General features: G+C 63.2%; 22 protein-coding genes. 4 read left to right on the forward strand and 18 right to left on the reverse strand.

Features of this window, described 5'->3' with window-relative positions:
• The first annotated feature begins 197 nt into the window (after window positions 1–197).
• A complete protein-coding gene (locus K675_RS0101925; RefSeq protein ID WP_017901821.1) occupies window positions 198–959 on the forward strand; it encodes a substrate-binding periplasmic protein in 762 nt (253 codons plus the stop codon).
• A gap of 219 nt (window positions 960–1,178) precedes the next feature.
• Window positions 1,179–2,549 carry a cache domain-containing protein gene (locus K675_RS0101935; RefSeq protein WP_017901823.1) on the forward strand — a complete coding sequence of 457 codons (1,371 nt, stop codon included), beginning with the start codon at window positions 1,179–1,181 and terminating at the stop codon, window positions 2,547–2,549.
• On the opposite strand, the gene K675_RS0101940 is transcribed toward K675_RS0101935, so the two are convergent.
• The 14 genes from K675_RS0101940 to K675_RS0102010 form a co-directional block, all read right to left on the reverse strand.
• Window positions 2,550–2,891: a hypothetical protein gene (locus K675_RS0101940; RefSeq protein WP_017901824.1), complete on the reverse strand. Its 342-nt coding sequence runs from the start codon at window positions 2,889–2,891 to the stop codon at window positions 2,550–2,552. It abuts the gene before it with no gap.
• Between the two features lie 259 nt (window positions 2,892–3,150).
• Window positions 3,151–4,398: a chloride channel protein gene (locus K675_RS0101945; RefSeq protein WP_037006214.1), complete on the reverse strand. Its 1,248-nt coding sequence runs from the start codon at window positions 4,396–4,398 to the stop codon at window positions 3,151–3,153.
• 292 nt (window positions 4,399–4,690) lie between these two features.
• Entirely contained in the window at window positions 4,691–4,921 is a 231-nt protein-coding gene (locus K675_RS0101950) for a DUF1652 domain-containing protein (RefSeq protein ID WP_017901826.1), read from the reverse strand.
• A 140-nt stretch (window positions 4,922–5,061) separates the two neighbouring features.
• On the reverse strand, window positions 5,062–6,546 hold the full coding sequence (locus K675_RS0101955; protein ID WP_017901827.1) for a helix-turn-helix transcriptional regulator: 1,485 nt from the start codon (window positions 6,544–6,546) through the stop codon (window positions 5,062–5,064).
• Window positions 6,547–6,706: 160 nt separating this feature from the next.
• Window positions 6,707–7,432: an alpha/beta hydrolase gene (locus tag K675_RS0101960; RefSeq protein WP_017901828.1), complete on the reverse strand. Its 726-nt coding sequence runs from the start codon at window positions 7,430–7,432 to the stop codon at window positions 6,707–6,709.
• A 103-nt stretch (window positions 7,433–7,535) separates the two neighbouring features.
• Entirely contained in the window at window positions 7,536–8,519 is a 984-nt protein-coding gene (locus K675_RS0101965) for a purine-nucleoside phosphorylase (protein ID WP_017901829.1), read from the reverse strand.
• A 68-nt stretch (window positions 8,520–8,587) separates the two neighbouring features.
• The gene (locus K675_RS0101970) at window positions 8,588–8,821 is read right to left on the reverse strand and encodes a DUF465 domain-containing protein (protein WP_017901830.1); all 234 of its coding nucleotides are present in this window, start codon (window positions 8,819–8,821) and stop codon (window positions 8,588–8,590) included.
• Between the two features lie 80 nt (window positions 8,822–8,901).
• The gene (locus tag K675_RS0101975) at window positions 8,902–11,049 is read right to left on the reverse strand and encodes a hypothetical protein (RefSeq protein ID WP_017901831.1); all 2,148 of its coding nucleotides are present in this window, start codon (window positions 11,047–11,049) and stop codon (window positions 8,902–8,904) included.
• Window positions 11,036–12,238 carry a DUF3142 domain-containing protein gene (locus tag K675_RS0101980; RefSeq protein ID WP_051070726.1) on the reverse strand — a complete coding sequence of 401 codons (1,203 nt, stop codon included), beginning with the start codon at window positions 12,236–12,238 and terminating at the stop codon, window positions 11,036–11,038. Before K675_RS0101980 ends, K675_RS0101975 begins: the two co-directional genes overlap by 14 nt.
• Before the next feature lie 110 nt (window positions 12,239–12,348).
• The gene (locus K675_RS0101985) at window positions 12,349–14,598 is read right to left on the reverse strand and encodes an ATP-dependent DNA helicase (protein ID WP_017901833.1); all 2,250 of its coding nucleotides are present in this window, start codon (window positions 14,596–14,598) and stop codon (window positions 12,349–12,351) included.
• Window positions 14,595–16,235 carry a VRR-NUC domain-containing protein gene (locus K675_RS0101990; protein WP_017901834.1) on the reverse strand — a complete coding sequence of 547 codons (1,641 nt, stop codon included), beginning with the start codon at window positions 16,233–16,235 and terminating at the stop codon, window positions 14,595–14,597. The genes K675_RS0101985 and K675_RS0101990 overlap by 4 nt, the downstream gene beginning before the upstream one ends.
• Window positions 16,236–16,340: 105 nt before the next feature.
• Window positions 16,341–17,810: a PLP-dependent aminotransferase family protein gene (locus K675_RS0101995; protein WP_017901835.1), complete on the reverse strand. Its 1,470-nt coding sequence runs from the start codon at window positions 17,808–17,810 to the stop codon at window positions 16,341–16,343.
• Between the two features lie 11 nt (window positions 17,811–17,821).
• The gene (locus K675_RS0102000) at window positions 17,822–19,321 is read right to left on the reverse strand and encodes a hypothetical protein (protein ID WP_026144846.1); all 1,500 of its coding nucleotides are present in this window, start codon (window positions 19,319–19,321) and stop codon (window positions 17,822–17,824) included.
• A gap of 603 nt (window positions 19,322–19,924) precedes the next feature.
• A complete protein-coding gene (locus K675_RS0102010; RefSeq protein ID WP_017901838.1) occupies window positions 19,925–20,947 on the reverse strand; it encodes a zinc-dependent alcohol dehydrogenase family protein in 1,023 nt (340 codons plus the stop codon).
• Between the two features lie 308 nt (window positions 20,948–21,255).
• Here K675_RS0102010 and K675_RS0102015 point away from each other — a divergent pair, with 308 nt between their 5' ends.
• Both K675_RS0102015 and K675_RS0102020 read left to right on the forward strand, forming a co-directional pair.
• The gene (locus tag K675_RS0102015) at window positions 21,256–22,170 is read left to right on the forward strand and encodes a LysR family transcriptional regulator (protein WP_017901839.1); all 915 of its coding nucleotides are present in this window, start codon (window positions 21,256–21,258) and stop codon (window positions 22,168–22,170) included.
• Between the two features lie 142 nt (window positions 22,171–22,312).
• On the forward strand, window positions 22,313–23,584 hold the full coding sequence (locus K675_RS0102020) for a tyrosine-type recombinase/integrase (RefSeq protein WP_017901840.1): 1,272 nt from the start codon (window positions 22,313–22,315) through the stop codon (window positions 23,582–23,584).
• A gap of 569 nt (window positions 23,585–24,153) precedes the next feature.
• Here the strand turns inward: K675_RS0102020 and K675_RS0102030 are convergent.
• The 4 genes from K675_RS0102030 to K675_RS0102040 form a co-directional block, all read right to left on the reverse strand.
• Entirely contained in the window at window positions 24,154–24,534 is a 381-nt protein-coding gene (locus K675_RS0102030) for a hypothetical protein (RefSeq protein WP_017901842.1), read from the reverse strand.
• Window positions 24,535–24,751: 217 nt separating this feature from the next.
• A complete protein-coding gene (locus tag K675_RS33505; protein ID WP_232434390.1) occupies window positions 24,752–24,847 on the reverse strand; it encodes a DUF4113 domain-containing protein in 96 nt (31 codons plus the stop codon).
• 188 nt (window positions 24,848–25,035) lie between these two features.
• A complete protein-coding gene (locus tag K675_RS0102035; protein WP_026144847.1) occupies window positions 25,036–25,308 on the reverse strand; it encodes a type II toxin-antitoxin system RelE/ParE family toxin in 273 nt (90 codons plus the stop codon).
• On the reverse strand, window positions 25,295–25,489 hold the full coding sequence (locus K675_RS0102040) for a hypothetical protein (protein WP_017901844.1): 195 nt from the start codon (window positions 25,487–25,489) through the stop codon (window positions 25,295–25,297). Before K675_RS0102040 ends, K675_RS0102035 begins: the two co-directional genes overlap by 14 nt.
• Window positions 25,490–26,314: the final 825 nt, after the last annotated feature.

Below are 26,314 nucleotides of genomic sequence, written 5' to 3' on the forward strand. Positions count from 1 at the left end.
CGCCGGCTCTCACTCACAAAAAGCAAGCGCCGCCGCGCAACCGGTGGCGTTCGACAAGAACGCTCAATGGAGTTCTAGGGCACGTGCACAAAATTTGGGAACGATGCACCATCCGAGGGCTCTGATGCTACTCTGAAGCCGTTTGCTATCAGCCAGGCTACTGCCCCATGACATCCGCCGAGCTAGAGAGACCTTCCATGGCACCTGCCCCTCGCCCATCGACGGCCCGTCCCTGGCTGCCCCGGCTGTGTCTTTCCCTGTCGCTGCTGACTGCACAGGCCGCACTGGCCGCGCCCTCTCCCATCGATCTGTACATCCTCGACGCACCGCCACTGACCTTTGTCGACGATTCCAACGGGCATGGCATCGTCGGCGATATTGTCGTGCAGGCCATCGCCAGGACGGGCCGCACCACCCATATAGAGGCATTGCCCTGGGCTCGGGCGCAGCGGCATGTCAGTGACAGGCAGGATCTGTTGATTGCACCACTGACGCGCACGCCGGAACGTGAGGATCGCTTCACCTGGATCGCACCGGTCATGAGCATGGACCGGGCCTTTTTCAGTCTGGACAAGCCGGTGACCAGCTTCGAGCAGGCCAGGCAGACCTATCGGGTGATCGGTGTCGGACTCGGTAGCGCGCAGGAGGAGATCCTGCGCGCCCAGGGTTTTGACAACGATCAGATCTATCCTCTGACCATCGGCGATAATCCCGCACAAATGCTGCTCATGGGGCGGATCGATGCCTGGTTCAATGGCGTTCCGGAAAGCCGGTACATCTGGCCGAAGCTGTCCGAGCGCAAGCTTTACATGAGCCCGGTGATGAGTTCGGCGGATGTTTATCTGGCCTGTTCCAAACAGTGTTCCGCAGAGTTGGTGAAGGGGTTGCGCAATGCCGTGGAGACGCTGCGCCAGAATGGGGCGCTGGAGCGCTCGCGGCTGAGGTATTTTTCAGAGTGATGGGCTCTGCCCTGCTCAACTGTTCACTCACGGCAATGGCGGATCGCCAGGCCGCTGGCTGCCACGGGCGCAAGGTGATGCACCGGCAATACCATTTCTTGTTGTTGCATACCTTGTTTCCGCCTGATGGAACTGGCCCAATGGAGTTTGTGACGTAGGACTGTGCTCGTCGTCTCTACCCATTGCCTGACAGTCCCCACTAGCCGGACAGGAGCACAGATGCAGCTCAAACACAAAATCGTCGCCTTGGGGATTCTGCCCCTGACGCTGGCGATCGCGGTGATCTGCGGCCTGGTATTTTCCCTCAACCGCCAACTGGGCGACCGGCAGGCGCAACTGATCGAACGCAGTATCCTGGAGAGCAAACGCGCAGAGCTGAAGAACTACGTCGCCCAGGCCCAGAGCCTGATCGCACCGCTTTACGATGATGGCAAGGGTAATGAGCAGGCGCGGGAGCAGGCGCTGGAGATACTGCAAAAGCTCAGTTTCGGCGTCGACGGCTACTTCTTCGTCTATGACCGCGACGGTCGTAGCCTGATGCATGCGCGGCAGATGGAACTGGTCGGCCAGGATCTCTGGGAGATGAAGGATCCCCACGGCCTGGCGGTGATCCAGGCCCTGCTGAAAACCGCGCAGTCCGGCACGGGCTTCCAGCGTTATGCCTGGAACAAACCGTCTACCGGCCAGGTCACCGACAAGTTGTCCTATGTGGTGATGCTCGATCGCTGGGGCTGGGTGTTCGGTACCGGTCTCTACCTCGAAGACGTCGACCGGGCCATCCGTCAGGCCCGCGACGAGGTGGCCCATGGCATTTACGAAACCATGCTGGCAATCGCTCTGGTGGCGCTGGTTGCGGTGCTGCTGGTGTTTGCCGGTGGCATGACGCTCAACCTCAGTGAGCAGCGCCTGGCCGATCGCAAGTTGCAGCAACTGACCCGACGTATCGTCAGCCTGCAGGAGGAGGAACGCTCAAGGATCTCCCGCGAGCTGCATGACGGGATCAGCCAGTTGCTGGTCTCGATCAAGTTCAAGTTCGAGCTGGCCGGGCATGTCTTCGAGAAACAGCAGTACGCCAAGGGACTGGGCATCCTGAGGGAGGCCACCGAGCGCATGAGTGAAGCGATCGGCGAGGTGCGCAACCTGTCTCACGACCTGCGCTCGTCGCTGCTCGACAGCTTGGGCCTGCCCGCGGCCATCGGTCATCTCGCGGCTGAGTTCGAGCAACGCACCGGCTTGCAGGTGAATTGCCGCGTCGCTGATTTCGACAGCCGCCTGGCCGATGAGGTCGCGGTATCGCTGTTTCGCATCGTCCAGGAAGGTCTGGCCAATATCGAGCGACATGCCCGGGCCCGGCACGTGTCAATCGACCTGTACAGCAGCGAAACCTCGATCCGCCTGCGGATGGTCGACGACGGCGTCGGCTTCGATGTCGCCGAAGTCACCCGAAGCCAGGCCGGTATCGGCCTGCGCAATATCCGTGAACGGGTCGAACAGTTTGGCGGACGCATCGAACTGACATCGATACCGGGTCGAAGTGAACTGGATGTGCTGTTGCCGGCAGGTCAGCCAAGGGAGGGAACGGGTCGCTGACTACAGGCAATCCTGCGCGGCCCGTTCGAACGGCGAGGCCTTGAAGGTCGATGCCAGCAACTGCCGTTCATAGAGAAATACCTTGCCGCCGCTGGGCGCCTTGTAGGCCTCCAGCACATTGTCCGCGGCGAACTTGCTGGCCACGACGATCTTGTAGTGCCGCTGGCTCTGGGAAACCATCGGCGCCAGGGCGTTTTTCTGCAGTTTCGGCACCACGCACTCGGTGTACTGCTCCGGCGTCTTGCTGGTCTGCAGGGTCAGCGTCGGGTCATTGGGAGCGGAGGCACAACCCTGGAGCAACAAGGCGGCGAAGGCCAGAACGGGGAGCAGTAGGCGGCGCATGGGCAAATCCTGGTAAAAGACACTGTTCGTTGGAATGGGGCGATTTTCCGGTGTACCCCGGCAAAACGGAACTTGCGATTCTCGATGTTCACTATTACTGGAACCGATAGTTCACTCGTTGTTGGGCACCTGGCGCGCCAGATCGGCCTTGCTCGAGGCTGGGGAAATGTCCTGCCGCGCCACTGGGTGGGAAATATCTGGTGGGAGCAGCCCCGCTCCCGCCGGACAGTGCCGCCTGATCACCTGGAGCCCAAGGTCTTTAGCGTTTCGCCTCGGCCAGGCTGGCGCAGAGCCGGCTCATGCACACCGAACCGACCACCGCGAGGATGATCGGTACCAGGAAGTCATGGTCGATGCGGGTGAATTCGGCCACCAGGACTATGGCGGTGAGCGGCATGCTCATGGAGGACGCGAGGAATGCCGCGGCGCCAACGAGGGCGAACGCCCCCAGCGCAATACCCGGCCAGGCCAGGCTCCACAGCCCTCCGAGGATGATCGCCAGCAACGCACCGATGGCCAGCCCCGGAGTCAGCAGGCCGCCTTCGGCACCGGCGCGCAAGCTGCTGCTGGTGATCAGCAGTTTGCCCCCCAGCAGCAATGCCGCCAGGCCGATCGTCAGCTCGCTGTCGAAGCCCAGTTGCGCCGGGCCCTTGCCGTTGCCGAGGATCTGCGGCAGGTAGACAGCGATACAGCCGATCAGGGTGAAGTTGACCAACGACAACAGCGGCAGTTGCCAGCCCCGCGCCGCATGGGTCCGGGCCTGGCCGGTGAGGCGCACGAAACCGTGGGCGGCCAGGCCGAACAGCGGGCCGGCGAGCAGTGCCCAGGCCAGCAGGCCCGGGCTCAGCGGGAAGGCCGGTACCACGTACTGCACCTCGGCACCGAGGCCGATCCAGGCAATACCGGCGCCGATCGCCGAAGTCGCCAGGGCCATGATCGCCGCCGGCCAGCTGAAGCTGCCGACCAGCACTTCCAGCACGAAGATCGCCCCGCCCAGCGGCACGTTGTACACAGCCGCCAGGCCGGCACCGGCGCCGCAGGCGATCATCAAACGTTGGGTCTCGACCGGCAGGCCGGCCCGGCGCGACAGCCAGGTGCCCACCAGGGCACCGACCTCGCGGGGCGCGACTTCGCGGCCCAGTGGGGAACCCAGGGCGACGGTGACGATCTGCAGCAAGGCGTGGGCCAGAGTGGTCTTGGCCGGCATCTCGGCGGCACCTGGCGCCACGGCCTTCTTGACGCTCACCAATGGCCGGCCGAAACGATAGAGCAGCCACCAGCCCAGGCCGGCGACCAGGCCACAGAGGGCGAGTACCAGCACCCGGCGCTCTGGCGAGGCATTGCTGACGCCGACCAGGAAGCTTTCGTGGCTGGTCAGGCTGTCCTGACCGTAGCCATAGGCAAGGTGCTGGATGGCGTGCAACAACATCGCCAGCAACATGCCACCCAGGCCGGCGCCAATGCCGGTGAGGATCACCACGCCACCGAGCATCAGCCGTTGACGCATGCCTGAGATGGTTTGCGGACGTGCGTCCTGCCGCAGCCGCTGTTGCGCCAAAGCCATTAGAATCCCCACGCCGTTCAATATGCCTGGCGGTCAGTATGTCGCGCGGGGACGGCCCTGCAAATCCTCGCTCGGGGTCGAGTCAGGTGGGGTTCAGGAAAGCCTGGCCGGCGTTGCTGCAAACGGACACATCAGGCTGACACCGTTCGTGGGAGCCTCCATGGCCCGGCGCAAGGCTTGAGTGCCTGTTCGCGGGCAAGCCCTGTTCCGACAGAGACCCTGCCAGGTGCATGCCCTAGGTCTCTACACGCCGCAGCGCATTGAATGCCAACTCGTCGCGTAGTTCCTCGAGCAGACGCAAGCCGTCTTCCCGCTGGCGCAAGCCACCCAGGGCAATGCCCGCCACCATCAGGTCGACACGTCCGGTCTCGCGGTCATAGACCCGCACGCTCAGCGAGGCGTCGCCCAGCACGCAGTCGCAGGCCAGCGGCGCAAAGCCCTGTTCGAGCAGCGCTCGTAGATCCATTAAAGAAAACACCGGCGATATCCTTGAGCAGGTTGGCTGCAGGCCGGGCAACAGGCCCGACCGCCTTGACTCCATGCTGGGACGCCAGACCTGCTCAGGAAACCCGAATATGGACTAATGGCACTGGTGCATTTGCACTATCAGTCCTGGGAACGGGTGCCAAACAACCCGCGCTCGCGGGCCCAGACGATCGCCTCGCTGCGGCTGTGCACGTCGAGCTTGGAGTACACCGTCGCCACGTGGTTGCGCACGGTATTGGGCGCCAGCTTCAGCCGCGCGGCGATCTCCTTGTCGGCCAGGCCTTCGCAGATCAGCTCCAGCACATCGCGCTCACGCGGCGTCAGGTCGCTGAAGGACAACCCTGGCAGTCTCCGGGCGTTGACGTTCTTCACCGTCGCCAGCTTCTCGATCAGTTTCTGGCTGAACCAGGACGTGTCCTGCATCGCCGCTTCGATTGCCGCCACCAGTTCCAGCTCGGAGCGCTTGCGCTCGGTGATGTTCATCAGCACCATCAGGTAGCAGGGCTCGTCCTGGATCTGCACGCTGTCGGCGGACAGCGCGCAGTCGATCAGTTCACCATCCTTGCGGCGAATGCGCAGGTCCAGGCTCTCCAGGCGACCGACCTTGGCCAGGGCGGCGAACACCTGTTCGCAGAGTTTGTCGTCCTCGAACAGGCCGATCTCGTCGAGCCGCACACCCAGCAGCTCCTGTGCCTGGTAGCCGGTGGTGCCGAGCAACGCCTCGTTGACGTCCAGCAGTTGTCGGCTGGCGACACCACAGAGCAGGGTCGGCGCTGGCGCCAGGCGAAAAGCCTTGGCGAAACGCTCCTCGCTGTGGCGCAAGGCCGTCTCGGCACGGCGGCGCGGCTCCAGGTCCATGAAGGTGAACAACATGCAGTCCTGCTCGTTGATGTCCAGCGGTTGGCCGGCCACGATCACCAGCTTGCTGTCGCCGTCGGCCAGCCTCAGCTCGGCCTGCATCTGCGGGATGGTCGCCCCCTCCCCCAGCCGCTGGATCGCCAGCTCGCGGCGTTCGGCGTCCTCCAGCACATCGAGTTCGTAGACCGAACGACCGATCACCTGCTCGCGGCTGTAGCCGGTCATTTCGAGGAAGCCCTGGTTGACCTTGATGTAGCGCAGGTCACTGAGCCGGCAGATCACTGCCGGTGCCGGGTTGGCGCCGAAAGCCTTCTCGAAGCGCTGCTCGGCGCTGGCCAGTTCCGTGGCGTCGCTGATGATCAGCACCAGGGACTCCGGTTCGCCGGCGCGATCGGTGAGAATCATGCTGCGAATATGATGCACCCGGGTGCGCTCCGGCTCGGCCTGAGCGGTGACCTCGACCACCAGGTCGTTGAAAGTCTCGCCATTGGCGACCCGGGCGATCGGGTAGCTGTCGGCGCTCAGGGGATGGTGATTGCGGTAGCGCAGGGTGAAGCGTTCGCGATATTGCTCGGCATTCGCGCCCAACTCGCCGACCTCGCTGACACCGTGCATGGCCAGGGCGGCTTCGTTGGCCCAGAGGATGCCCTGGTCGACTTCGACCAGGATCACCCCGTCGGACAGGCCGGCGATGATCTGTTGCAGTTGGCTGCGGTTGGTTTCGGTGGCGAGGACATCTTGGCTCATTGTTTCTCCCGAGGTGTCTTGATCAAGCAAGGGCCGGTGTTCAAACCGGCCGTTGCGATATCTGACCCCCGCGAGGTGCGCAAGTGCCCCGGAAATGGAGACCAGGCGCAGACTCCGACCCTCTGCAGGAGCCAGGCCATGGAAGTCGACGAGAGCGGTGTCAGGGTTTGAGAGAGGCGGCGATCCAGTTCGCCAGGTCGGTCACCTCGGCGGCGCTGATGGTATGTACCACACCAGGGTATGAATGGAATTGCGGTTCGATGGACAGGCTCTTGAGATACGCCAGTGCATCGGTCGCCCCGGCATAGGGAACCTGCGGATCAGCCGTGCCGTGCCCGATGAACACGCTCAGGTTGCGGTAGTTCGCCGGCGCCTTGACCTGGGTGCGCACCACCGGCAACAGCCGACCGCTCAAGGCCGCGATGCCGCGCAGCAACGCGGGATGCCGCAACGCCACCTCGTAGGTCATCATCGCACCCTGGCTGAAACCGACCAGGAACACCCTGTCCGGCCGGGTGTGATACTTCTCGGTGACCCGTTGGATGAAATCGGTCACGGCCTCGGCGCTCAACCTCAGGTCCTCGCTGCTGCCATCGTACTGCGCCGAATCGGTGCGCCTGTGGAACCACTGGTAGCCGCCCGAACTCAGCTCCAGTCGGGCACGAACCGACAGTATGGTGTAGTTGTCCGGCAGGCTCTCGCGGAGGCCGAACAGGTCGTCCTCGTCGCTGCCGTAGCCGTGCAGAAAGATCACCAAAGGCTGGTCGCGGGTATCGGGCTCGGCCTGTGCCAGGTAGGTCAGCGGCATGTCGGCCAGCCGTTCGGGCTCGGCGGCCTGAACCAGGGAGCAGGTCAGCAGCAGTGCGAGGGCCAGGGGTTTGAACATGGTCGATCCTTTCGGCTGGTGTGGCTGTGGCGTGTTCAGAGGCTGACCTTGTGGGAGCGGGCTTGCCCACGAAAGGAGCAGCACCGCTGCGCCAGAAACCGGTTCAGGATGCGGGAACGCCCTGCTCCCACTGCGCCCAGTTGGCAATGATTTCCCGCACCAGCGTGTTCCCCACCCGGTAGAGGTTTTCCAGGGCCGGGGCGAAGCCCCCCTGTTCTGCGTAATTGAGCAGGTTGTCGGCGTCGCTGTAGCCCGGATACGGCCGGTCGAAGTTCGAGCCCGCACGCAGCACCGCCAGTCGATCGATATCCACCAGGCCCGCTCTTGCGGCGCGCGCCAGGGCCTCATAGGTGGAGTTGTCTTCCTGCTGGGTGTTGCAGTAGTCCCCCTCCCCGTCGGTCAACAGCCGGGTCCAGGTCTCGGCCCTTTCGCCCAGGCGCGTGCCGGAGAACCAGGTGCTGCTCGCGGCGGTATCGCCACAGATCACTTGCGGCGGCTGGTTGGCCGGAGCATGGGGATACTTTGTTCGCCAGGCTGCCGACTCGGCGCTTTCGCTCAGGACAACGTGCCGGGTCAAGGCATGGGCCCTGGCCTGCAGCCTGGCATTGAGTTCGAAAACCTCGGTGCGGTAGTCCAGCGGCGGCTTTTCATGCGGCCCCCGGGTATTGATGCCCAGATAACCGGTCGGCCAATCCTGAGGTGCATCCCGCGAGTCCAGTGCCCACTGGGTGCCGAAGTCCACCAGGTAGCGGGCCCAGGCCGTCGTACCGAGGGTGCCGCGCTGCGGGTTGATCCCGGCGATGCCGGCAACGAGGAAATAGGACTGGCGCAGGTCGAACTGTGTCGACAGGGCCAACGCCAGCGTCGAGGCCGCGGCATTGGTCTGGCCCATGCCCGTGACCAGCAGGCAGACCCCCTGGTCGTTGCAGAGAATGTTCGGGTATTCGGCACTCAATCCCGGCAGCGGGATCTCGCGGTTGAAGGCCAGGCGTTCGATCCAGGCCTGGGCTTCGGGGGCGAACATGGTGATCAGCACAACCTTGGGCCGGATCGGCTCACCGGCCGTGGGCGGCATCAGCAAAGACATGAAAACTCCATTCAGGGAGCTGCGGGCAGTGATGCCCGCAGCAAGGGTGAAACCGATCGCGGTAAAAATCAGTGCGGCAATTCGAGCTGGCGAACGATCCTGTCCTTCACCAGCAGCCGTTTTTCCTTGAGTTTCCTGACGTCGTCATCCTCTGCCAGTGCCGCTTCAGCGGCCAGCACCTGCCTGTCGATCTCGTCGTACTCATCGAGCAGATGATTGAGCTTGCTGTCCTGGGCCCTGCGCTGCGTGACCTGCTCCCGGGTCAAATGCAAATCTGCGAACAAGTCGTGCTTGACTGGCATATCTTCACCTCGTAAATCTTGAAGCCGATGGTTGTTCAGGGGTTACCGCCTATCAATAACACGCCCGGGCGCCGATTGCTTCACTGCTTTGCCTGGCGACGGCGAATCCATAACCAGCCAAGACCACCCAGCAGCGCCGCAGCACCCGCCAGCACCACCAGCTTGTAGGGGCGCATGGCCGAACGCATGGCATTGACCGGTTGGGTCAGGTAACGCCGGTTGGCCTGGTCGAAGCGCGGCTCCTGGCACTGCTGGCCGAAATTTCCCGCCCAACTGACGTAGGGGCCCTGCTCGACGTAACGCTGGTACAGGGCGATTTCCTGGTCGGTGCCGGCAACCCAGCCGGCGGCCTTGCACAGTACCGCGGCAAACGCCTGGCTGCTGTGGGGCAACTGGTCGGCGGCCTGGCTGGCCAGGTCGACGGCGACGTAACGGTAGTGATAACGCTGGTTGGGCTTGGCTTCGGTACTCTGCTGGCGCTTGATTTCCGCCGTTTCCAGGAACGGGGCCGGCTTGAGCTCCGGGCTTTCCAGGCTGTAGTCGCCGTCCAGCCAACGATAATCCGGCGCCATCTCATAGCCCAGAAGTTGCATGCCCTTCTTGCGTGCCAGCTTCGCCGCGGCATACAGCGCCTCGGCGCGGCCGGTGGCGGTCCAGCGCGAGGTGGCGTCCTTGCGGTCCTGGCCATAAGTCTGGGCGGTGGCCTGCAGTTCAGGGGTGTCGAAATACGCTGGAGCCTCATCGTAACGGCCTTCGCGCAGCAGCCGACGACCCAGCAGTTCGCGCAACTGCGCCGCCACCGGACGGCGCAGGTAGTTGTCCTTGTCCTCCTGAGTGGCCGGCGGCGGTGCCGCCACATGGGCGTCGACATAGCCCTTCAGTTCATCGAGGGTCAGCACTCGCTCGGCCACGGTCGCCGCATCCGGCCAGTAAATATCCTGGCTGCGATAGAGCTGGTCGAACGCCTGCAGGTAATCGCCACGATCCAGGGCCAGGATCGCGCTTTCGCCTTCGACCCGGCAGCCGGGCTGGACGCTCTCGTACGCCCAGTCCGGTGTGCGCCGCGAGCCCCAGCTTTCATTCTTGGGAAACGCTGCGGCGGCCTTGGCATAGGCGGCGGCCGCCTGGACCTTGTCGCCGTCGCGCAGGGCCAGCTTGGCCCGCAGCCACCAGGCCATTCCCCCATCACCGGCATGTTCGAGAAAGGCCTTGGCGGTGACGAAGTCACCCTTCTGGTAACTCAACGCGGCCAGCCGATCGGCGTACTCCAGGCTGCCGGCGGCACTGTCGAGCACCATCTGGGTCAGGCGTTGCGTATAGGCGGGCTGTTCGTCGAAAGACCAACCGACCCGGCTCAACAGGAAAGCGGTCAGGAGTTTCTGCACGGTGGGATGCTGCAACTGCTCCCGCAACTGCTCATCGGGCAACTGATGCAGTTCGCCGGCGACCTGCTGCAGCGAACTGTAGCCGGTGCTGGAGCCCAGCCGGCTCTGGCTGGCATAGAGCTGTACGGCCGTTTCCCAGTCACCGCCGAGCTTGGCCAGACGCGCCTCTTCGCCCAGGCTGGCAATGCCCAGTTCGAGGGGGTCGCTGAAATCGCCGGCGCTGAGTTCCCGTACCTGCTGGAACGCCAGTCGGGCCTGGGCCTGCAGGGCTGACGGGGTTTGCAGCGGATCGTCGTTGGCCTCGGCGCTCAGAGCCACCAGCGCCCGGCCCAGGGAATAGGCCGCCCAGGTGCTGCGCAGCTTGCGTTGCTCGGCAGGCAAGGCCAGGACCTTGCGGAAGTACTCGGCCGCCCGGGCCTGGTTGCCGTCCTGGAACGCCACCGCACCGGCGATGTACAGGCGCATTTCCTCCGGCAGGTCGGCGCCCTGCTGTTCCACCTGCTGCGGGTCCTGCAGGGCACGCAACTGTGCCACCTTGGCCCGCAGGCTCTCCGGCAGCTCGCTGGCCTCGACCTTGTCGCGCTGCTCGCTGTAGGCGTTGGTATTGTCATCGCTGTACCAGTACATCCTCAGGGTCGCCTCGGTGGCGGGCTTGAGGCCGGGAATGGCCTGGCCGAGACGGCTCACTTCAAAGGCGAAGTCAGTCTCCGGCAGCTCGGCCAGCGACTGCGCGCGGTTGTCCAGCAGCCGCAACGGAAAGTCCGGGCCGCAGGCCAGTGCCGAGCCGAGCGGCAGGCTGAGGGACAGGCACAACAGGTGCCGGGGCCAGTTACGGGTAGACATGCCAAGCTCCTTGATCGATTCGAATGCAGCGCGCCCAACCAAGGGCACGCCGGCCACCAGCCGCGACACGGGCGCTGGACTGGAGGCTGAAGACGAGATGTTGCGGTAATGCTTGCCAGGTATAGCCATTGAGTCCGTCAGCGCCGTCGCACTGCTCAACCGCCAATTCCACCCGCTTGGGTAACGCCTGGTCGAGATTGCCGACGTTGAGCAGATTGATGTCATAGAGCCCGTCATGTGATGACAGTTCGACCTGCCATTGACCTGCCAGTGCCTCGCCACGCGCCACCGCGCCCAGGGTGGTCAGGCTCCAGGCCCGGCGGTCGCCCGGCAAGGGCAGGCGAAACCAGATCAGCCCGGCCAGATGCGCCGGCGGCTTGTTCCGCAGTTGCCGGCTCAGGTCCGCCAACTGCTGCGGATCAGCCAGCAGTTCACGGCGTTCGCCGCCGCGGTTCAAGGGTGCTTCGCTTTCCACCAGCGGCGCCCCGTCGCTGTCCGGCAGCAGCGCCACGCCATAAGCCGGCAAGGCGAGGTAGAACGGTTTTTCCGTGACGCGGCTCCAGCGCTCGGCCCACTTGCGCGCCTGCACCGGGTCGAACAGGCCCAGCCGTGGATTGCTCACGGCGTGAACCTGCAGCACGCTGCTGTCCACGACCTGCAACAACCCGGGCAGTTGCGGGCTGTCGAGCCAGGCGGGCAAGGCGGTGATGCTCAGTTTCAGGCCGGGCGGCAGTTGTTCGCGTAGTTTCAGCAGAAATTCGCGATAGCCCGGCAGGCGGGCGCTGGCGCTGTCATGGTCGATCTCCAGTCCATTCGGCGTAACGCCGGCAGCCTGCCAGTCCGCCAGCAACTGCGTGATCTGCCGCTGGGCCGTCTCCTGGTCCAGCGCCGGCAGTTGACCATCCAGGCGCACCACCGCGATCAAGGACCGGCCATCGGCCCGAAGTCGCGGCAGGTCGACCATCGCTCTGCTCCACCCCGCCCTTGGCTGCGCCTGCAACGCCAGCACCCGCAGGGTCGAGAAATCCGTCCGGCTTTCGGCCAGGGCCTGCTCATGGGCTGGCCGCCACTGGCGTTGCCAGACATACAGTTGCTGATCGAGGGGCATCGCCGGTTCGGGCCGGCAGCCGACAAGCAGCCCCAGCACAAGGCAGGAGCAAACGCGGCGAAGGTACGACGTGGCGGGCATACAGTCCTTTGTCGGGCGCGTTCGAGCGCCCTTTCGAGGAGCGATATTACCTCTTCGCCGGCTACAGCGATACGCCGCCATCGGCCAGCAGCAGGTCTGACATGCAATGCTCAGACCTGCCACCAGCGCGGCAGCAACTGCCGGACCCTGGCCTCGGCAAAACGATCATCGATCAGCACCACCACGCCTCGGTCCTGCTGGCTGCGAATCACCCGCCCCGCCGCCTGCACCACTTTCTGCAGGCCCGGGTACAGGTAGGTGTAGTCGTAGCCCGAGCCGAACAGCGCCGCCATGCGCTGCTTGATCTGCTCATTGAGCGGGTTCAGTTGCGGCAGGCCGAGGGTGGCGATGAAGGCACCGATCAGCCGCTGGCCGGGCAAGTCGATGCCCTCGCCGAAGGCCCCGCCCAGCACCGCGAAACCGATGCCCTGGCTGTGCTCGGTGAACTGTTCGAGAAAGGCCTGGCGCTGACTCTCCTCCATGCGCCGCGACTGCAGCCACAAGGGGATGTCCGGGTGATTGTCGGCCATCCGTTGCGCCACCTGTTGCAGGTAGTCGAAGCTGCTGAAGAACGCCAGGTAGTTGCCCGGACGCTGTCTGAACTGCCCGGCCAGCAGCTCGACGATGGGCGCCAGCGACGCCTGGCGATGGACGTAGCGGGTGGAAACCTGGCTGACGATGCGCAGGTCCAACTGTTCACGCCGGAACGGCGACTCGACGTCGATCCAGGCCGTGTCGACCGGCAGCCCCAACAGGTCGGCGTAATAGTGCCGGGGGCTCAGGGTCGCGGAGAACAGCACGCTGCTGCGCGCCGCCGTCAGGCGTGGGCGCAGGAACGCCGCCGGTACCACATTGCGCAGGCACAACTGCGACAGACGCCGGCGACCCACTTGGCGAACACGGATATCGAACAGAAAATGCTCGTCGAACAGCTCGCCCACACGGGCGAACTGCAACAGTTCGAAGTAGAACGCCTGAAGCTCGCCATCCAGCCCCTGGGGATGATCATTGAGGTAGTCGCCGATGGCTGCTGTGCACAGGGTCATGGCCGACAACAGCTTGCGTGGCGCCTGCTCGTAGGCCTGGTAGCTGGCGACCTGTTCCTTGTGCAGCGCATTCCATTCACGGTTCAAGCGCTGCAGGGCCCCCTGCAGCGGCTGGGGCGCCGTCTTGCGCACCTGCCCGAGCACCTGCTGGTCGAGGCCGGCGCTGTACATCCGGCGACCGCGCTCCACCAGGTTGTGGGCCTCGTCCACCAGGGTCGCGACCCGCCACTGGTTGGCCTGGGCCAGGCCGAACAGCAGCGCGCTGAAATCGAAGTAGTAGTTGTAGTCGGCCACCACCCAGTCAGCCCAGCGGGCCATTTCCTGGCTCAGGTAATACGGACAGATGTCGTGGACCATGGCAATCTCGCGCAGTGCCTGACGATCGAGCAGGGTCACCGCGGCGGCGGCCTGGCGGGCGGCCGGCAGGCGATCGTAGAAGCCGCGCGCCAACGGGCAGGCCTCGCCATGACAGGCCTTGTCCGGATGCTCGCAAGCCTTGTCCCGGGCCACCAGTTCCAGCACCCGCAACGGTAGGTCAGGCTGGCTGGCATGCAGCACTCGCGCAGCATCGAGGGCCAGTTGGCGCCCCGGCGTCTTGGCGACAAGGAAGAACACCTTGTCCAGTTGCTGCGGGGCCAGGGCCTTGAGCATGGGGAACAGCGTACCGAGGGTCTTGCCAATCCCGGTCGGCGCCTGGGCCATCAGGCAGCGGCCGGTACTCACCGCCTTGTATACGGTCTCGGCCAGGGCGCGCTGGCCGGTACGGAACTGGCCATGGGGGAATGCCAGCGCGCGGGCGGCCCGGTCGCGTGCGTCGCGATGGACCATTTCCTGTTCGGCCCAGTGCAGGAAGCATGCACACTGCTGCTCGAAGAACGCCTTGAGGTCGTCGGCGCGCCAGGTTTCGCGCAGCAGGGTTTCCTTCTCGCCGACGATGTCGAAGTACACCAGCGCCAGGTTGATCTCGGCCAGGTGCAGGTGCTCGCAGGCCAGCCAGCCGTAGATCCGTGCCTGGGCCCAATGCAGTTGGCGATGGTTGGCCGGCTGCCTGGCGAGGTCGCCACGGTAGGTCTTGATTTCCTCCAGCTGGTTCTGTGCCGGATCATAGCCATCCGCCCTGCCCCGGACCCGCAACTGCCGGTAATGCCCCTCCAGCGCCAGTTCGGCGCGATAACCCTCGCTGCGGCGCGCGGCCACGGTGCGGTGGCCGCTGATGCCCTCCAGGGCGGTCGGCGACGGGGTGTAACGCAGGTCCAGATCGCCGGCCTTGGCGGTGAACTCGCACAGGGCCCGTACGGCGATGCTGTAGCTCAAGGGGCTGGCTCCGCCCATTGCACGTAGCACACGGCGACCGGCATCTGGTGCCGGTGACAGAACTCCAGCCAGCGCAACTGGTTGTCCTGCAGGCGGTCGCCAGGGCCCTTGACCTCGATCATCCGGTAGGTTTTCTGCGCCGGCCAGAACTGGATCAGGTCGGGCATGCCGGCACGATTGGCCTTGATGTCCAGCAATAGCCGTGCGAACCAGTGCCGCAGGTGCGCCGCCGGCAGGCACTCCAGCGCCTGTTCGAGCAGTTCCTCGGTCAGCACGTTCCAGAACACGAAGGGCGACTGCAGTCCCCACTTGGCGACGAAGTGGTGCCGGATGGTCCGTTTGTAGCGCTCGTCCGCCAACTGCTCCAGGCACGCGGCAAACAGCTCGGCGCGGCGGGCATGGAAATCCTCGCTGTGCAGGTCGGCCGGCCCGCTCTGGAACGGGTGGAAGAACGCGCCGGGCAACGGCGCGAAAATCGCTTGCCAGCACAGCAGGCCGAACAGCGAATTGATCAGGGTGTTTTCAACGTAATGCACCGGCCCCTGCTCTTCCCGCAGGTGCCGGGCGACCCGCTGCTCGACCGACTCGTGCGGCTCGCAGCTCAGGCTGAAGTCCAGGCGCGTCACCGGCACCGGTGCGCCTCGGGCAACCGTCGGCAGCCCGAGCCGGCGCCGCAACCGTGGCAGGATACGCTGCAGGTGCTGCTCTTCTTCGGCGCTCTCTGGCACCGCCAGGGCTTCGTCGGCCAGGGTCATGGCCAACCCGTGCTCACCCAGACGCTCCAGCACCCGAATGCGTCGCAATCGGGCGCCGGGGTAACGGCACCCCTGGTAGATCGTCAACGCGCCGGCCAGGTCCTCCAGGCGTTCGCAGTGCTGGCCCAGTTGAAACAGCAGCTTGCCACGCCGGCGCTCGAGCCAGGGGTTGTCGGTTTCCAGTCGGAGGACCTGTTCCAGCACCGGGGCCACCGCCTCGCCGGCCTCCAGGGCCTGTCGGGCTGCCTGCAGGTGCAGGTAGCCGTCCACGTCGGCACGGCTGCGCAGGCCACGGGAGTCGGCGTGGAATTCGACCTTTTCGTAGCTGAAGATACCGAGGTCGGCCAGTACGAACTCCGACCAGTCCTGGTACAGGTTGCCGAAGAACATCAGCCGCAGGCGGTCGCAGAGCTCCATCACCTGCAGGCTGTAGAGCCGGTCGGGCACCCGCGGGCACCACTGGGCGAACGGCCGCGGTTCGACGTGCGACGGCACCAGCCATTCGTACAGCTCGGTTTTCTTCAACCTGGACGGGGCCTGGAACGCCTGGACGATCTCGGCCTTCTGCAACAGCGCAAACAGGCTCTCCAGCGTCAGCGGCAGGTCATCGCGCACCCAGCCAAGCCCCAGCAGCGGTTGTACCGCGGTGCCGGTATCGCCGATCTCGTCGTAGTTCAGCCTGCTACCGCGAAAATGCTCGCCCTTGCGCATCACCATGCGCACCAGCAGCGCCTGCGAGGCCTTGGGCAGCCCGGCGAAATCGTCGATGAAGGCCTGTTCCCGCCCATCCAGCAGGTCGGCATAACGTTGCGTCAGCCAATCGAGTACACACTGGAAGTTGTTCAGGTAGTAAAACGGATCGTCGAGGGGCGCAGTTGTCACGGGCAGGCAGGACCACGGTTGTCGAATGCTGGTTATGCATACAGGTAACAGCCCGCCCCGCGTCTGGCAAACACAATTGGACAAAGGGTTGTCCGGCGCGCGGTTTCATGGCCCGGACTCCAGGCGCAAGGCACCGCATAGCGCCCCCAGGGCCGGCTCCAGGTGCCGATGGGCGCTGGAGGTGCTGCTCAGGCGCAGGCAATCGCGGTGCAGGCCATGCAGGCTGAACAGCTCACCGGGGGCGATGACGATCCTCTGCTCCAGCAGGTGCTCGAAGACCTTGCGCATGTCCACTTCGCGCCGGGCCTGCGCCCAGACCGTGGCGCCGCCCTGGGGCGGGACGAAGTCCAGGCTGTCGGGCAGGTGCTCCTGCAACAGTTGGCAGACCTGCGACAGGCGTTCCTGCAGCAGGCGGCGCAGAATACCCAGGTGCTGGTCGAGACGCCCGCTGGCGTACAGGCGGGCAATCGCCTTTTGCCGGGTCGGCGACATGCGGAACGAACGCAGCAGGAAATGTCGTTGCAGCTCCACCCCGAAATGTCGCGACAGCAGATAGCCGAAGGGTGCCTCACAGCCCATGAAACGCTCGAAACCGGCCAACACCAGCAGGCGATCCGGATCGACCAGGTCACGCATGCGCACGCCGCCGGGCTGGTACGCCAATTCGCCGTGGCTGTCGTTCTCCAGCAGCCAGACGCCGAAATGCTCCAGCAGCCGGGCGATGTGCTGGCGATGTTCGACAGGCATCAGGCTGCCCCTCGGCATGCTGACCCCGGAAGACATCAGCAGCAGTTTGACCGGCTGTGCGCGCAACAGCTGTTCGAGCTGTTCCAGGTCAAACAGCCCGTCGCCATCCAACGGCAGTTCGACCACGTCGACCCCACCGGCCTGCAACAGACGCAGTATCACCCAGTCGCAGGGCGACTCCACCAGCACGGTGGTATGTTTCAGCGCCAGGGCCGCCATCAGGGTTTCCAGCACACTGCGCAGGTCGGCGCCGATATAGACGTCGTCGGCATGCCAGTAACGCTGTGCCGAGGTGGTATAGCGCACCGCCAGGGCGGCCCGCAGTTCCATCTCGCCAAAGGGTTGCAGTTGCGGCTGCTGTTGCCGTGGATACTGGCGCACCAGTTCGCGTTCAAGCAGCAGCAACGGGTTGTCCAGCGACAGCAGCAGGGCCGGCTCGTCATTGCCCAGCACCAGGGTACCGGGCCGGCGCGAGTGCACATAGATGCGCTCCAGCAGGTCGGCACCGCCGCTGACGAACGAGCCGCCCGGTACCGGCAAGGCGTAATAGCCGGACTTGGCCTGGGAATAGACCCGCCCCTCCTTCTCCAACAGAGAATAGGCGTACTGGACGGTGGAAATCGATACGTTCAGCCGTTCGGACAACTGGCGCAACGAGGGCAGCTTGACCCGCGCTTCGGTTTCGACCTCGTCGATCAGGCTGACCAGGTAGCGATAGACCGCCTGGTAGGCGAAGCCCGCCGGCTTGCCTTCCCGGGTCGTTCGCGACGTCCGGCCGTTCGGCCCGGGCGGGGTCGAAACGGGTTCGGGAGATTTCGAGGCAGTCAATCGCAACCCCTTTAGCGTCCCGACAGGACTTCCTTGCGGACTTCGCCACTGTCGGGATGGATGATATCGACCCGATGCTTGTCCGGATCACTGGCCCGGACCCGGGCAATCAGCGAGGCGGCGGCACCGAAGTCGACCTGTTTTTTCTGGTAGAGAGCCTGCAGGCGCTCGAGGGGCAAGCCGCTGACATCGGTCAGCCACTGCTCGACCTGCTCTCCGGCCGGCTTGCCCGACAGCGCCTTGTGCAACTCCGGCAGGGCCACCAGCATGCCCGGATGGCAGCGACGCAGGAACGGTTCCAGGCCACGGCCCTGGTTGACGAAGGGCGCGAACAGCAGGCAGATCAGTTGCCCTTCGCTCAGGCCATAGGCTTCCTGGGCGTAGGCCCGGGCCAGTGCCCGGCGGCCGAGGAGTTTCTCCGCGGTGTCGTAGGCCGCCATGGCCTGCTCGATCAGGCGTGCCGACATACGTTTCTTGCGCATCATCACCACCGCCAGCTGCAGATATTCGGTGATTCCCGTCTGGTAGCTCAGCCCCCTGACATACTGCGCCTGCAGACCGCGCATGTGCGCCATCAGCAAAGGGTTGGCGCAGTCGGACTCGCTGAAATGGAACGCCAGGTCATCGAAGCGAAACCCGAGGAACTCGGTCAGCAGCGGCCAGCGCAACTCGATATCGCTGCCCACCAGGTCATGCACGCCAACCAGCATGGGTGGCTGGCTGCGGCTGGAGCGGCTGATGGCCGGGCCCTGAGGCTGGGTCACGGCATCACCGTAAAGTTCCCGGTAGTATTCCAGGCTGAGTTCGTTGCAGGTCCTGACCGCCTCCTCGAATTCCAGCGCCCGCCCGCCGAGCGGGCTGCGCTCTGGGGTTTCGGTCGAGCGCAACAACCACGTCAGGTACTGCTTCTGCTCGCGGGGCGGATCGCCGATGATCAGCGCATCGATGCCCTGGTCCCAGGAACTGGCCCGCTCGTAGAAGTCGGCCATCGACAGGTAACAGTTGTTGCAGAACGTCGTGCGGCCATCTCCCGCCGTCAGGTGACCGTTCATCAGCAGGTCACGCCGATTGAGGTCGCGCCCCAGGTCGGACAACGGTGTGCGATGGTGGAACGGACGGACGTGCCGGTTGTCGACCATCAGTAATTCCACCCGCGGATCATCGTAGACGAACAGGGCGCAGTAACCGTGGTGGATGTTGTTCATCACCGTGGACGTCAGCCCCGCATGGCGCGAGGTGGCGATACGCAGGTTGAAGGTGGCCGGCGAACGGCCGGCAATGCTCAACTGCGCGGCCCTCAGGAAGGCCAGCGTGTAGCTGCTGTCCTTGCCACCCCCATGGGCCACCATGACCTTGAATTCACCGATCCGCTCGATGCCGCCGGCGGCGACGATCAGGCGCTGGATCAACAACTGCAGGGCGATACGTTCGGCACGGGTGAAGTAACTCATCAACCGTTGTAGGACCTGTTGATATACATAGTTCATTGCCTGCTCATGAATAGAGCTCATAGCCTTTACACCTGGATTGGGTTCAGTGTCGGGCCAACGGTGCTCGTATGATCCGCGCTTGCCAGGTCTTGCCATGTTCAGGTGCCTGTTTACCGTCCGCCACCGGAACATGCAGGGCAATAACAAGAGTATTACCCCGAGCCTGTAACATCCATAGCAGGATATACGAGAGTGCCCTGATCACTGATTGCCGGTTAGCGTTGGAAATTTCCGGAGAAAAGAATTTCCTAGGAATATTCTTACATCAACTTACAAAGTTCGACTACATAAAGACCTTAGTTGCAAGCACCCCGCCACCCCTGCGCCACCTGGCCCTGCCGCCCCTGCGCAGACTGGGTAGCCAAAGCTTGTGCAATTGGACCGCTGCGGTACAACAACTGAAACTCGACCATGACTCATTCCTTGAGCTGAAAGTTACCGGTTAATTATCAGTGCTTAGAGCACGATTAACAGATACAGAATTTCTGAAAAAACCAGTTCAGTTGCAGTGAGACAGACACTGCCGGGAAGTTTTCCCGGAAAGAGACACGACAAAATATTGGACAAAACAAAAAGCCCCGTATCAGTCGCCGGATACGGGGCTGGATGAAAAACGCCTCGGCGTCAGGCCGGATCGAGTTGCAACGCCACGCGGCCACGGCATGGACAGGCGTCCATGAAACGATGGGCCTCGACGAATTCGTCGAAGGGAAACGCGCGAATCTCCAACGGCGGCAACACGCGATCGGCCGTCAGTTGGTTGATATCGCGCAGCGCCCGCTGCACCGCCGCCTGGTCCTGCACGATACCCAGCTCCGGCTTGCCGGTGAAGTTGCCGATACAGTGCACGAAGAACTGGATGTTCTTCTGGAACGCCGCACAGGCCGGAAACGGCGTCTGGTTGCCACCCTGCAGGCCATAGAGCACCAGGCTGCCACGCGGTGCCAGCACATCGCCGAGCATCGACATCTGCGGGCCGCCCAGGCCGTCGAAGACCATGTCGACACCTCGCCCATCGGTGTATTTGTTGATCTGCATCAGCAGATCCTGTTCCTCGGTGACCACTACCTTCTCGGCGCCCAGGGCCAACAGGCAGTCGCGCTCCTCGGCGGTCTTGGTCGCGGCGATCACTTTCACGCCCAGGGCCTTGCCCAGTTGCACGAAGGCCGGCCCGGCACAGTGGCTGGCATCGGTGATGAGGGCGAACTGCCCCGGTTTGACCCGCGCCAGATCGACATAGGCGAAATAGGCGATCAACAGCGGAGTGTAGTGGACGCTGGCCTGGACCGGCGTCAGCACATCCGGATAACGGGTCAGGGACGAGCGCGGCATGACGATCACTTCGCCATACACCGGATAGTCGTTGGGGCTCTGGGCCGGAAAGCTGGCGACCTTGTCGCCGACCGCCAGGTCATCCACACCATCGCCGATCGCCGTGACCACACCGGCCATCTCGTGACCGATACCGGCCGGCAGGCGGGCGTGGGAGGACGCCAGATTCTGCCGCCAGAGCACGTCGTACCAACTGATGCCAATGGCCTCGACACGCACCTGCACTTCGCCCGGTGCAGGCAAGGACGTCGCATGCTCTTCGCACTTGAGCACCTCGGCCGAACCAAACTTGTGAAAACGGATCGTGCGGGACATCGCAAACCTCGCCAAATGAACTTCTAATGACACGAACTCTATCCGGGCTTTGTCTTGAACACTATCCGTGCCCGTTAATAGTCGACATGCCTGTCATTGATTCGGGGGCATTGTACACAATGTCAGCCTTGGCGGGCCGCGACTGTCAGAAAAGCCGCTTTTTCCCGCCAGACAGGGCCCTGGAATCGGGGACCAAACGCCCCCATTTCACGGTGAAAGAGGAAAGTTCATTTTTCCAGTGCGAATCAGACGGTTTTGCCCGTAAGATTCACCGCTTACGTTATTGACCCTCCTGTGAAGCGAGCCCGATGAACCGTAACGACCTGCGCCGCGTCGACCTGAACCTGTTGATCGTGTTCGAAACCCTGATGCACGAGCGCAGCGTCACCCGGGCCGCGGAGAAGCTGTTTCTCGGCCAGCCGGCGATCAGTGCGGCGCTGTCACGCCTGCGCAACCTGTTCGACGACCCGCTGTTCGTCCGCACGGGCCGCAGCATGGAACCTTCGGCCCGGGCCGAAGAGATCTTCGCCCTGCTCTCGCCGGCCCTGGACTCGATTTCCACGGCGGTCAGCCGCGCCGCCGAGTTCGACCCGGCGACCAGCACCCAGGTGTTCCGTATCGGTCTGTCCGACGACGTCGAATTCGCCCTGCTGCCGCAGTTGCTCAAGCGCCTGCGGGCCGAGGCGCCGGGCATCGTGCTGGTGGTGCGCCGGGTCAACTACCTGCTGATCCCGGCCAAGCTCAGCTCCGGCGAGATCTCCATCGGCGTGTGCTACACCTCCGACCTGCCCGCCAACGCCAAGCGCAAGGTGCTGCGCCGCAGCTCGCCGAAGGTGCTGCGCGCCGACACCATGCCCGGCCCGCTGACTCTCGATGATTTCTGCTCGCGTCCCCATGCACTGGTATCCTTCGCCGGCGACCTGAGCGGCTTCATCGATACCGAGCTGGAAAAGCTCGACCGCAAGCGCCATGTGGTACTGGCGGTCCCGCAGTTCAACGGCCTGGGGACGCTGATCAGCGGCACCGACATCATCGCCACCATCCCCGACTACACCGCCGATGCCCTGACCGCCGCGGGCGGCGTACGGGCCGAGGATCCACCGATTCCGGTGCAGAGCTTCGAATTGCACATGGCCTGGCGCGGTTCGCAGGACAACGATCCGGGAGAGCGCTGGTTGCGTTCGCGGATTCAGATGTTCTGCGGGGACCCCGAGAGCCTGTAGGCCGGTTCCACTGAAGGCCATAAAGGCTTTTAATACAGGCACTTAAGTCAAAAATGCGTCCATTACCGTCCGTCTGATTCCACTCAATTCCAGCTTGACTGGGGGTATCTTTTGGGAAAAACCAAAAAGATACCCCCACGCCATGTCCGCCGAAAGACCGCCTGCCTTCCGCCAAAAACTCAGCGACGCGTTCATCCGTTCGCTGACCACCGCCGGCAAGTATGCCGACGGCGAAGTGCCGGGTCTGTATCTTCAGGTGCGCCCCTCACTCAAGCCCGGCAAGTCCCCCTCTCGTCATTGGCGCCTGAAGTACCGTCTACGCGGCAAGGAGCAGGTCTTCGTGATTGGCCGGTACCCCGAGGTGAGCTTGAAAGAGGCCCGCGAGTCGGCCCGGGCCGCACGCCATAACGTGTTCCATGACCTCGATCCGCTCAAAGCGAAACGGGCCAGGATCGAAGCGCAAAGGCTCAACGAGGCACGTACGTTCGCCTACGTGGCCGAGGAGTGGCTGAAGTTCAAGTCTCCCGACCTGGTCAGTAAATCCATCGCCGGATTTCGCGGCGCCCTGCGCAACCACATCTTGCCCGCCATCGGCACAATACCTGTGACCGAAATCAAGCTTGAGCACATCACCGCAATCATCAGCACACTACGCCGTGCCCGCACCATGGCCATGGCCAAGCGCGTACGCACCCTCATCCGGGCCGTGCTCGGCTTCGCGCAGGGGCGCGGCTGGCTGGAGCGAAACGTGGCGCTGAGCAACACCGAGGAACTCAAAATCCGCCAGGTCGTCACCAGCAATCCCGCGATCGAGCGACCGGCCGACCTGGGACGCTTCTTGCTGCGCCTGGATGAACTCGCCCCGAACAGCGTCACCACGGCAATGCGCTTGCTGGTCATGCTGCCGGTGCGTCCGGGCGAACTGGTGAAGATGCGTTGGGAAGACGTCGACCTGATCAGCGCCGACTGGCGCTTTGTGGTCAGCAAGACCCGGTACCTGGACAAGAGCAAACACATCGTCCCCCTGCCGGAGCAGGCGCTGGTGCTTCTGCGCGAGCTGCACAAGCGCCGGGTGGTGGATGAGGCGGGCAACGGCTGGGTGTTCGTCTCCCCGGTCTACCCGGGGCGCCCCATCAATGCGACCTCTCTGGCCAAGTCCTATCAGCGACTCTGGCCGGAATACGCCATTACCGCCCACGGCTTTCGCGCCACCTACCGCACCCTCGCCCATGAGCATTTGGGCATCGATCCGATTGTGCTGGAGTTGTCGTTGTCTCACCGCATGCCAGGCGCCCTGGGCGCAGTGTATGCGCGCGCTCAATTGCTACCGCAGCGCCGGGAGGCTGCGCAGCAATGGGCGGATTACTTGGATCGGTTACGCAAGAATGCGGCGTTAGCGGCGCAGATTGACTGAGTCAAGGTGACTCCTGTGCTCAGACAGGGCCTGACGGCGCAATCTAAACCGGCACCGGTGACGAATGCCATGAGTACCAATTAATCAGCTCTCCGGCAGTGCCACTCTCGCTTTTGCCTGAAGCGCTTTCGCTTTTGCGACAAACTCCTTGTCGCATGCCGAACTCCCGGCGGCCCCCACAATTCTCGCGCAGGCCAAAGCGGAGTTCTCCAAGTCGCTTTTCTGTTTCATGAGGTTCAGAGCATACCCTCCAACAAGAATCGAAGAGCACAGGCTGAGCACGACAAATGGTGCAGCGTACGACACAATCAAACTCCGACAATATCTAGGTGCCAGTATTTTGATAGCATAATCGCGGAGACAAGCCAGCCGCAACAGTACGTCTAACGACATGCGCCGGCCGACGCGATCAGCTCTTTCCATAGCCTGTACGCTGCCTACGCTCGGCGAGCAGCGCCCTCACCTTTACTTTCAGCAACAAACCGGAGCAAGGCTAGGCATCTCAATTGTGAACGCTCCCATCATTTGGCTGGAGAGCCACAGCTCAACCGGGCAACAGCGACGCAAGCCTAGTGCTTGCCCTCGGGCTGGGAGTGCAAGAAGCGAAAGCAATTGGTGCGGATACGCTGGGCGAACTGTTCGCTAACCGCCATTCTCTTCTCAGGGGTACTCTCTATCGGCATGGCATTCGCCTCGAGAATCATATTCGCACGCGCCTGCTTTTGGATCTCCGTTGGGGGAGATTTCACATCCTCATCGAAAGTCAGCGAGTAGCCTTCCTGCCTATGAAGAATGATTACAGCAGCGTCATGCTCGAACATCCGGCAGATTGCCCACTCAGTGTTAGAGAACTTTACCTTATCCCCGTCCATCGTCCAGGACCAGGCGCTCGGACAGACAATCAGCCATGCTCCCCCAAAAATAAGAGATGCGATCCAGCCCTTCATCATGGTCCCTCATGCAAAAAGCGCAAAGGCTATCACTGACGTGCGCCCCCATCCAGCGCGTTACTCCAGTGCTGCCGCCATAACGGCCAGGGCCTCGATTACCATGATGCGGTCCCCCGAACGCCTGGAACACGGGTACGGTATGAAGCGTTCTGCCGTTGAAAACAGACATTCTGCAATGGTCTGGACTGAACGACGTAGGCTGCGACTCATAATCTATCTACCGACGCATGCCCCAGCCGGGGTGAGTCAGGACGCTGGCGGCGCGCAGGGTGCGTCCACTCCAACTCGGATTGATCCGGTCCAGAACGGTCATGACCTTGGTGCTTGCGCAAGTTGTGATTCAGCGAACTGCCAGTCGGTGTATACGCCGCACCGGCAAGGTTAAGCAGCAGGACCTCAGCCTTGCTGTAGCGAACGCCGGGTCGCAAGAGCTGATCCTAGCATCGACGGCCACCGTGCAACTGCAAGTTGCTCTGCAGGATGTGCACTGCCCCAGTAGCGTCAGGGGTACTGCTGCCGGGAATGCAGCACTGCCACAATATCGACGTGGTCGTTTACTTGGTAAACCACTACATAATTGGGATGGACAACCATTTCCCGAGTTTCGGGCAATCGGCCAGGCTTGAAACTATAGGGCATCGAAGAGAGCCCCTCGGCGGCAGTCACAATGGTGTGGTGCAGCGAGGCGGCGGCAGCGGGGTTGTATTGCTCGATGTAATCAAGAATTTCAGCCAAGGCTTCAAGGGCCTGAGGTCTCCATTTAACGAGCAGCACGCCGTGCCTTGCGCTTTTCTTCTAGCATTTGCTCAAGCTTGGCCATGGCTTCATCGTGATGAAGGCTGGTACGTGGATCATCCAACGACGCCTGAACCTTGGCGCGAAACCAGCGGTCATAGCTGGCCGCCTGTTCTTCGGTTTCGAACACTGAAACGATGGGAGAATGTCGTTCGCTCATCGAGACCTCCGAGGTTGGTAGCTGTCAGTCTAATCTGCCCGGAAAGTGCTGTCATTGCTGTCAAAATGGCGTATGACCAGTGGTATCGACAGCCATTGCCGTTAGCAGGTACACATTGTCCATGGAGTATGGCAGATCTCTCATCCACCCCTTTGATGCGCTTAGCCCTCTGCGGGATAAATACTCCGATCTGGATGCTGATCCAGCTCTTCCTGCGTAAGGACTACTGGATCCTGAATATTTCTGAGGCGCGTATTCTGAAGGTGGAAACGAGACCCGAAACAAGCCGCTATCTCCCTGAAAAACCTCAAGGTTTTAAAGCACAGGGGGGCCGGTCTGGACTTGATTGTGTACTTGCCAGGGCGCAGAGGCAAGCCAGACGCGGTCTGGAGGTGTGTCGAGTTGCGTCACTGGCCCCAGCCGTCCGCCAGCCACTGCGGAACATCCCGCGCCCATGCACAATACGCCAGACATCAATATGGTCATCACGCGCGATGTAAAACACCAGGAAGAGATAACGCTTCAACGGCCAACAGAGCAACCCAGGTAACTCGAGTTCAGGGACGTAGCGAGATCTCAGAACTCGGCTGACGAGAGATGTGTGTAAACGCGCTCCAGGGCGTCGACAAAACCGAGCGCTGCCTGTTCCGCCTACTCGTCAAGCTAATAACCAGTCGCCTATTCAACCTCCTACCCGGCCATGGCCTGCGGGATGACCGGTTTGACCTTCATCCGCGAGCGATTCGCCCCCGGGCACGCAAGGACTCGAAGTAGTCATCATCGATCGTGTCCCTAGAAGTGGTGTAACTGAACCAACCGAAGGCG

Source organism: Pseudomonas fuscovaginae SE-1 (genome assembly GCF_000364705.1).
Taxonomy (GTDB): Bacteria; Pseudomonadota; Gammaproteobacteria; order Pseudomonadales; family Pseudomonadaceae; genus Aquipseudomonas; species Aquipseudomonas fuscovaginae_A.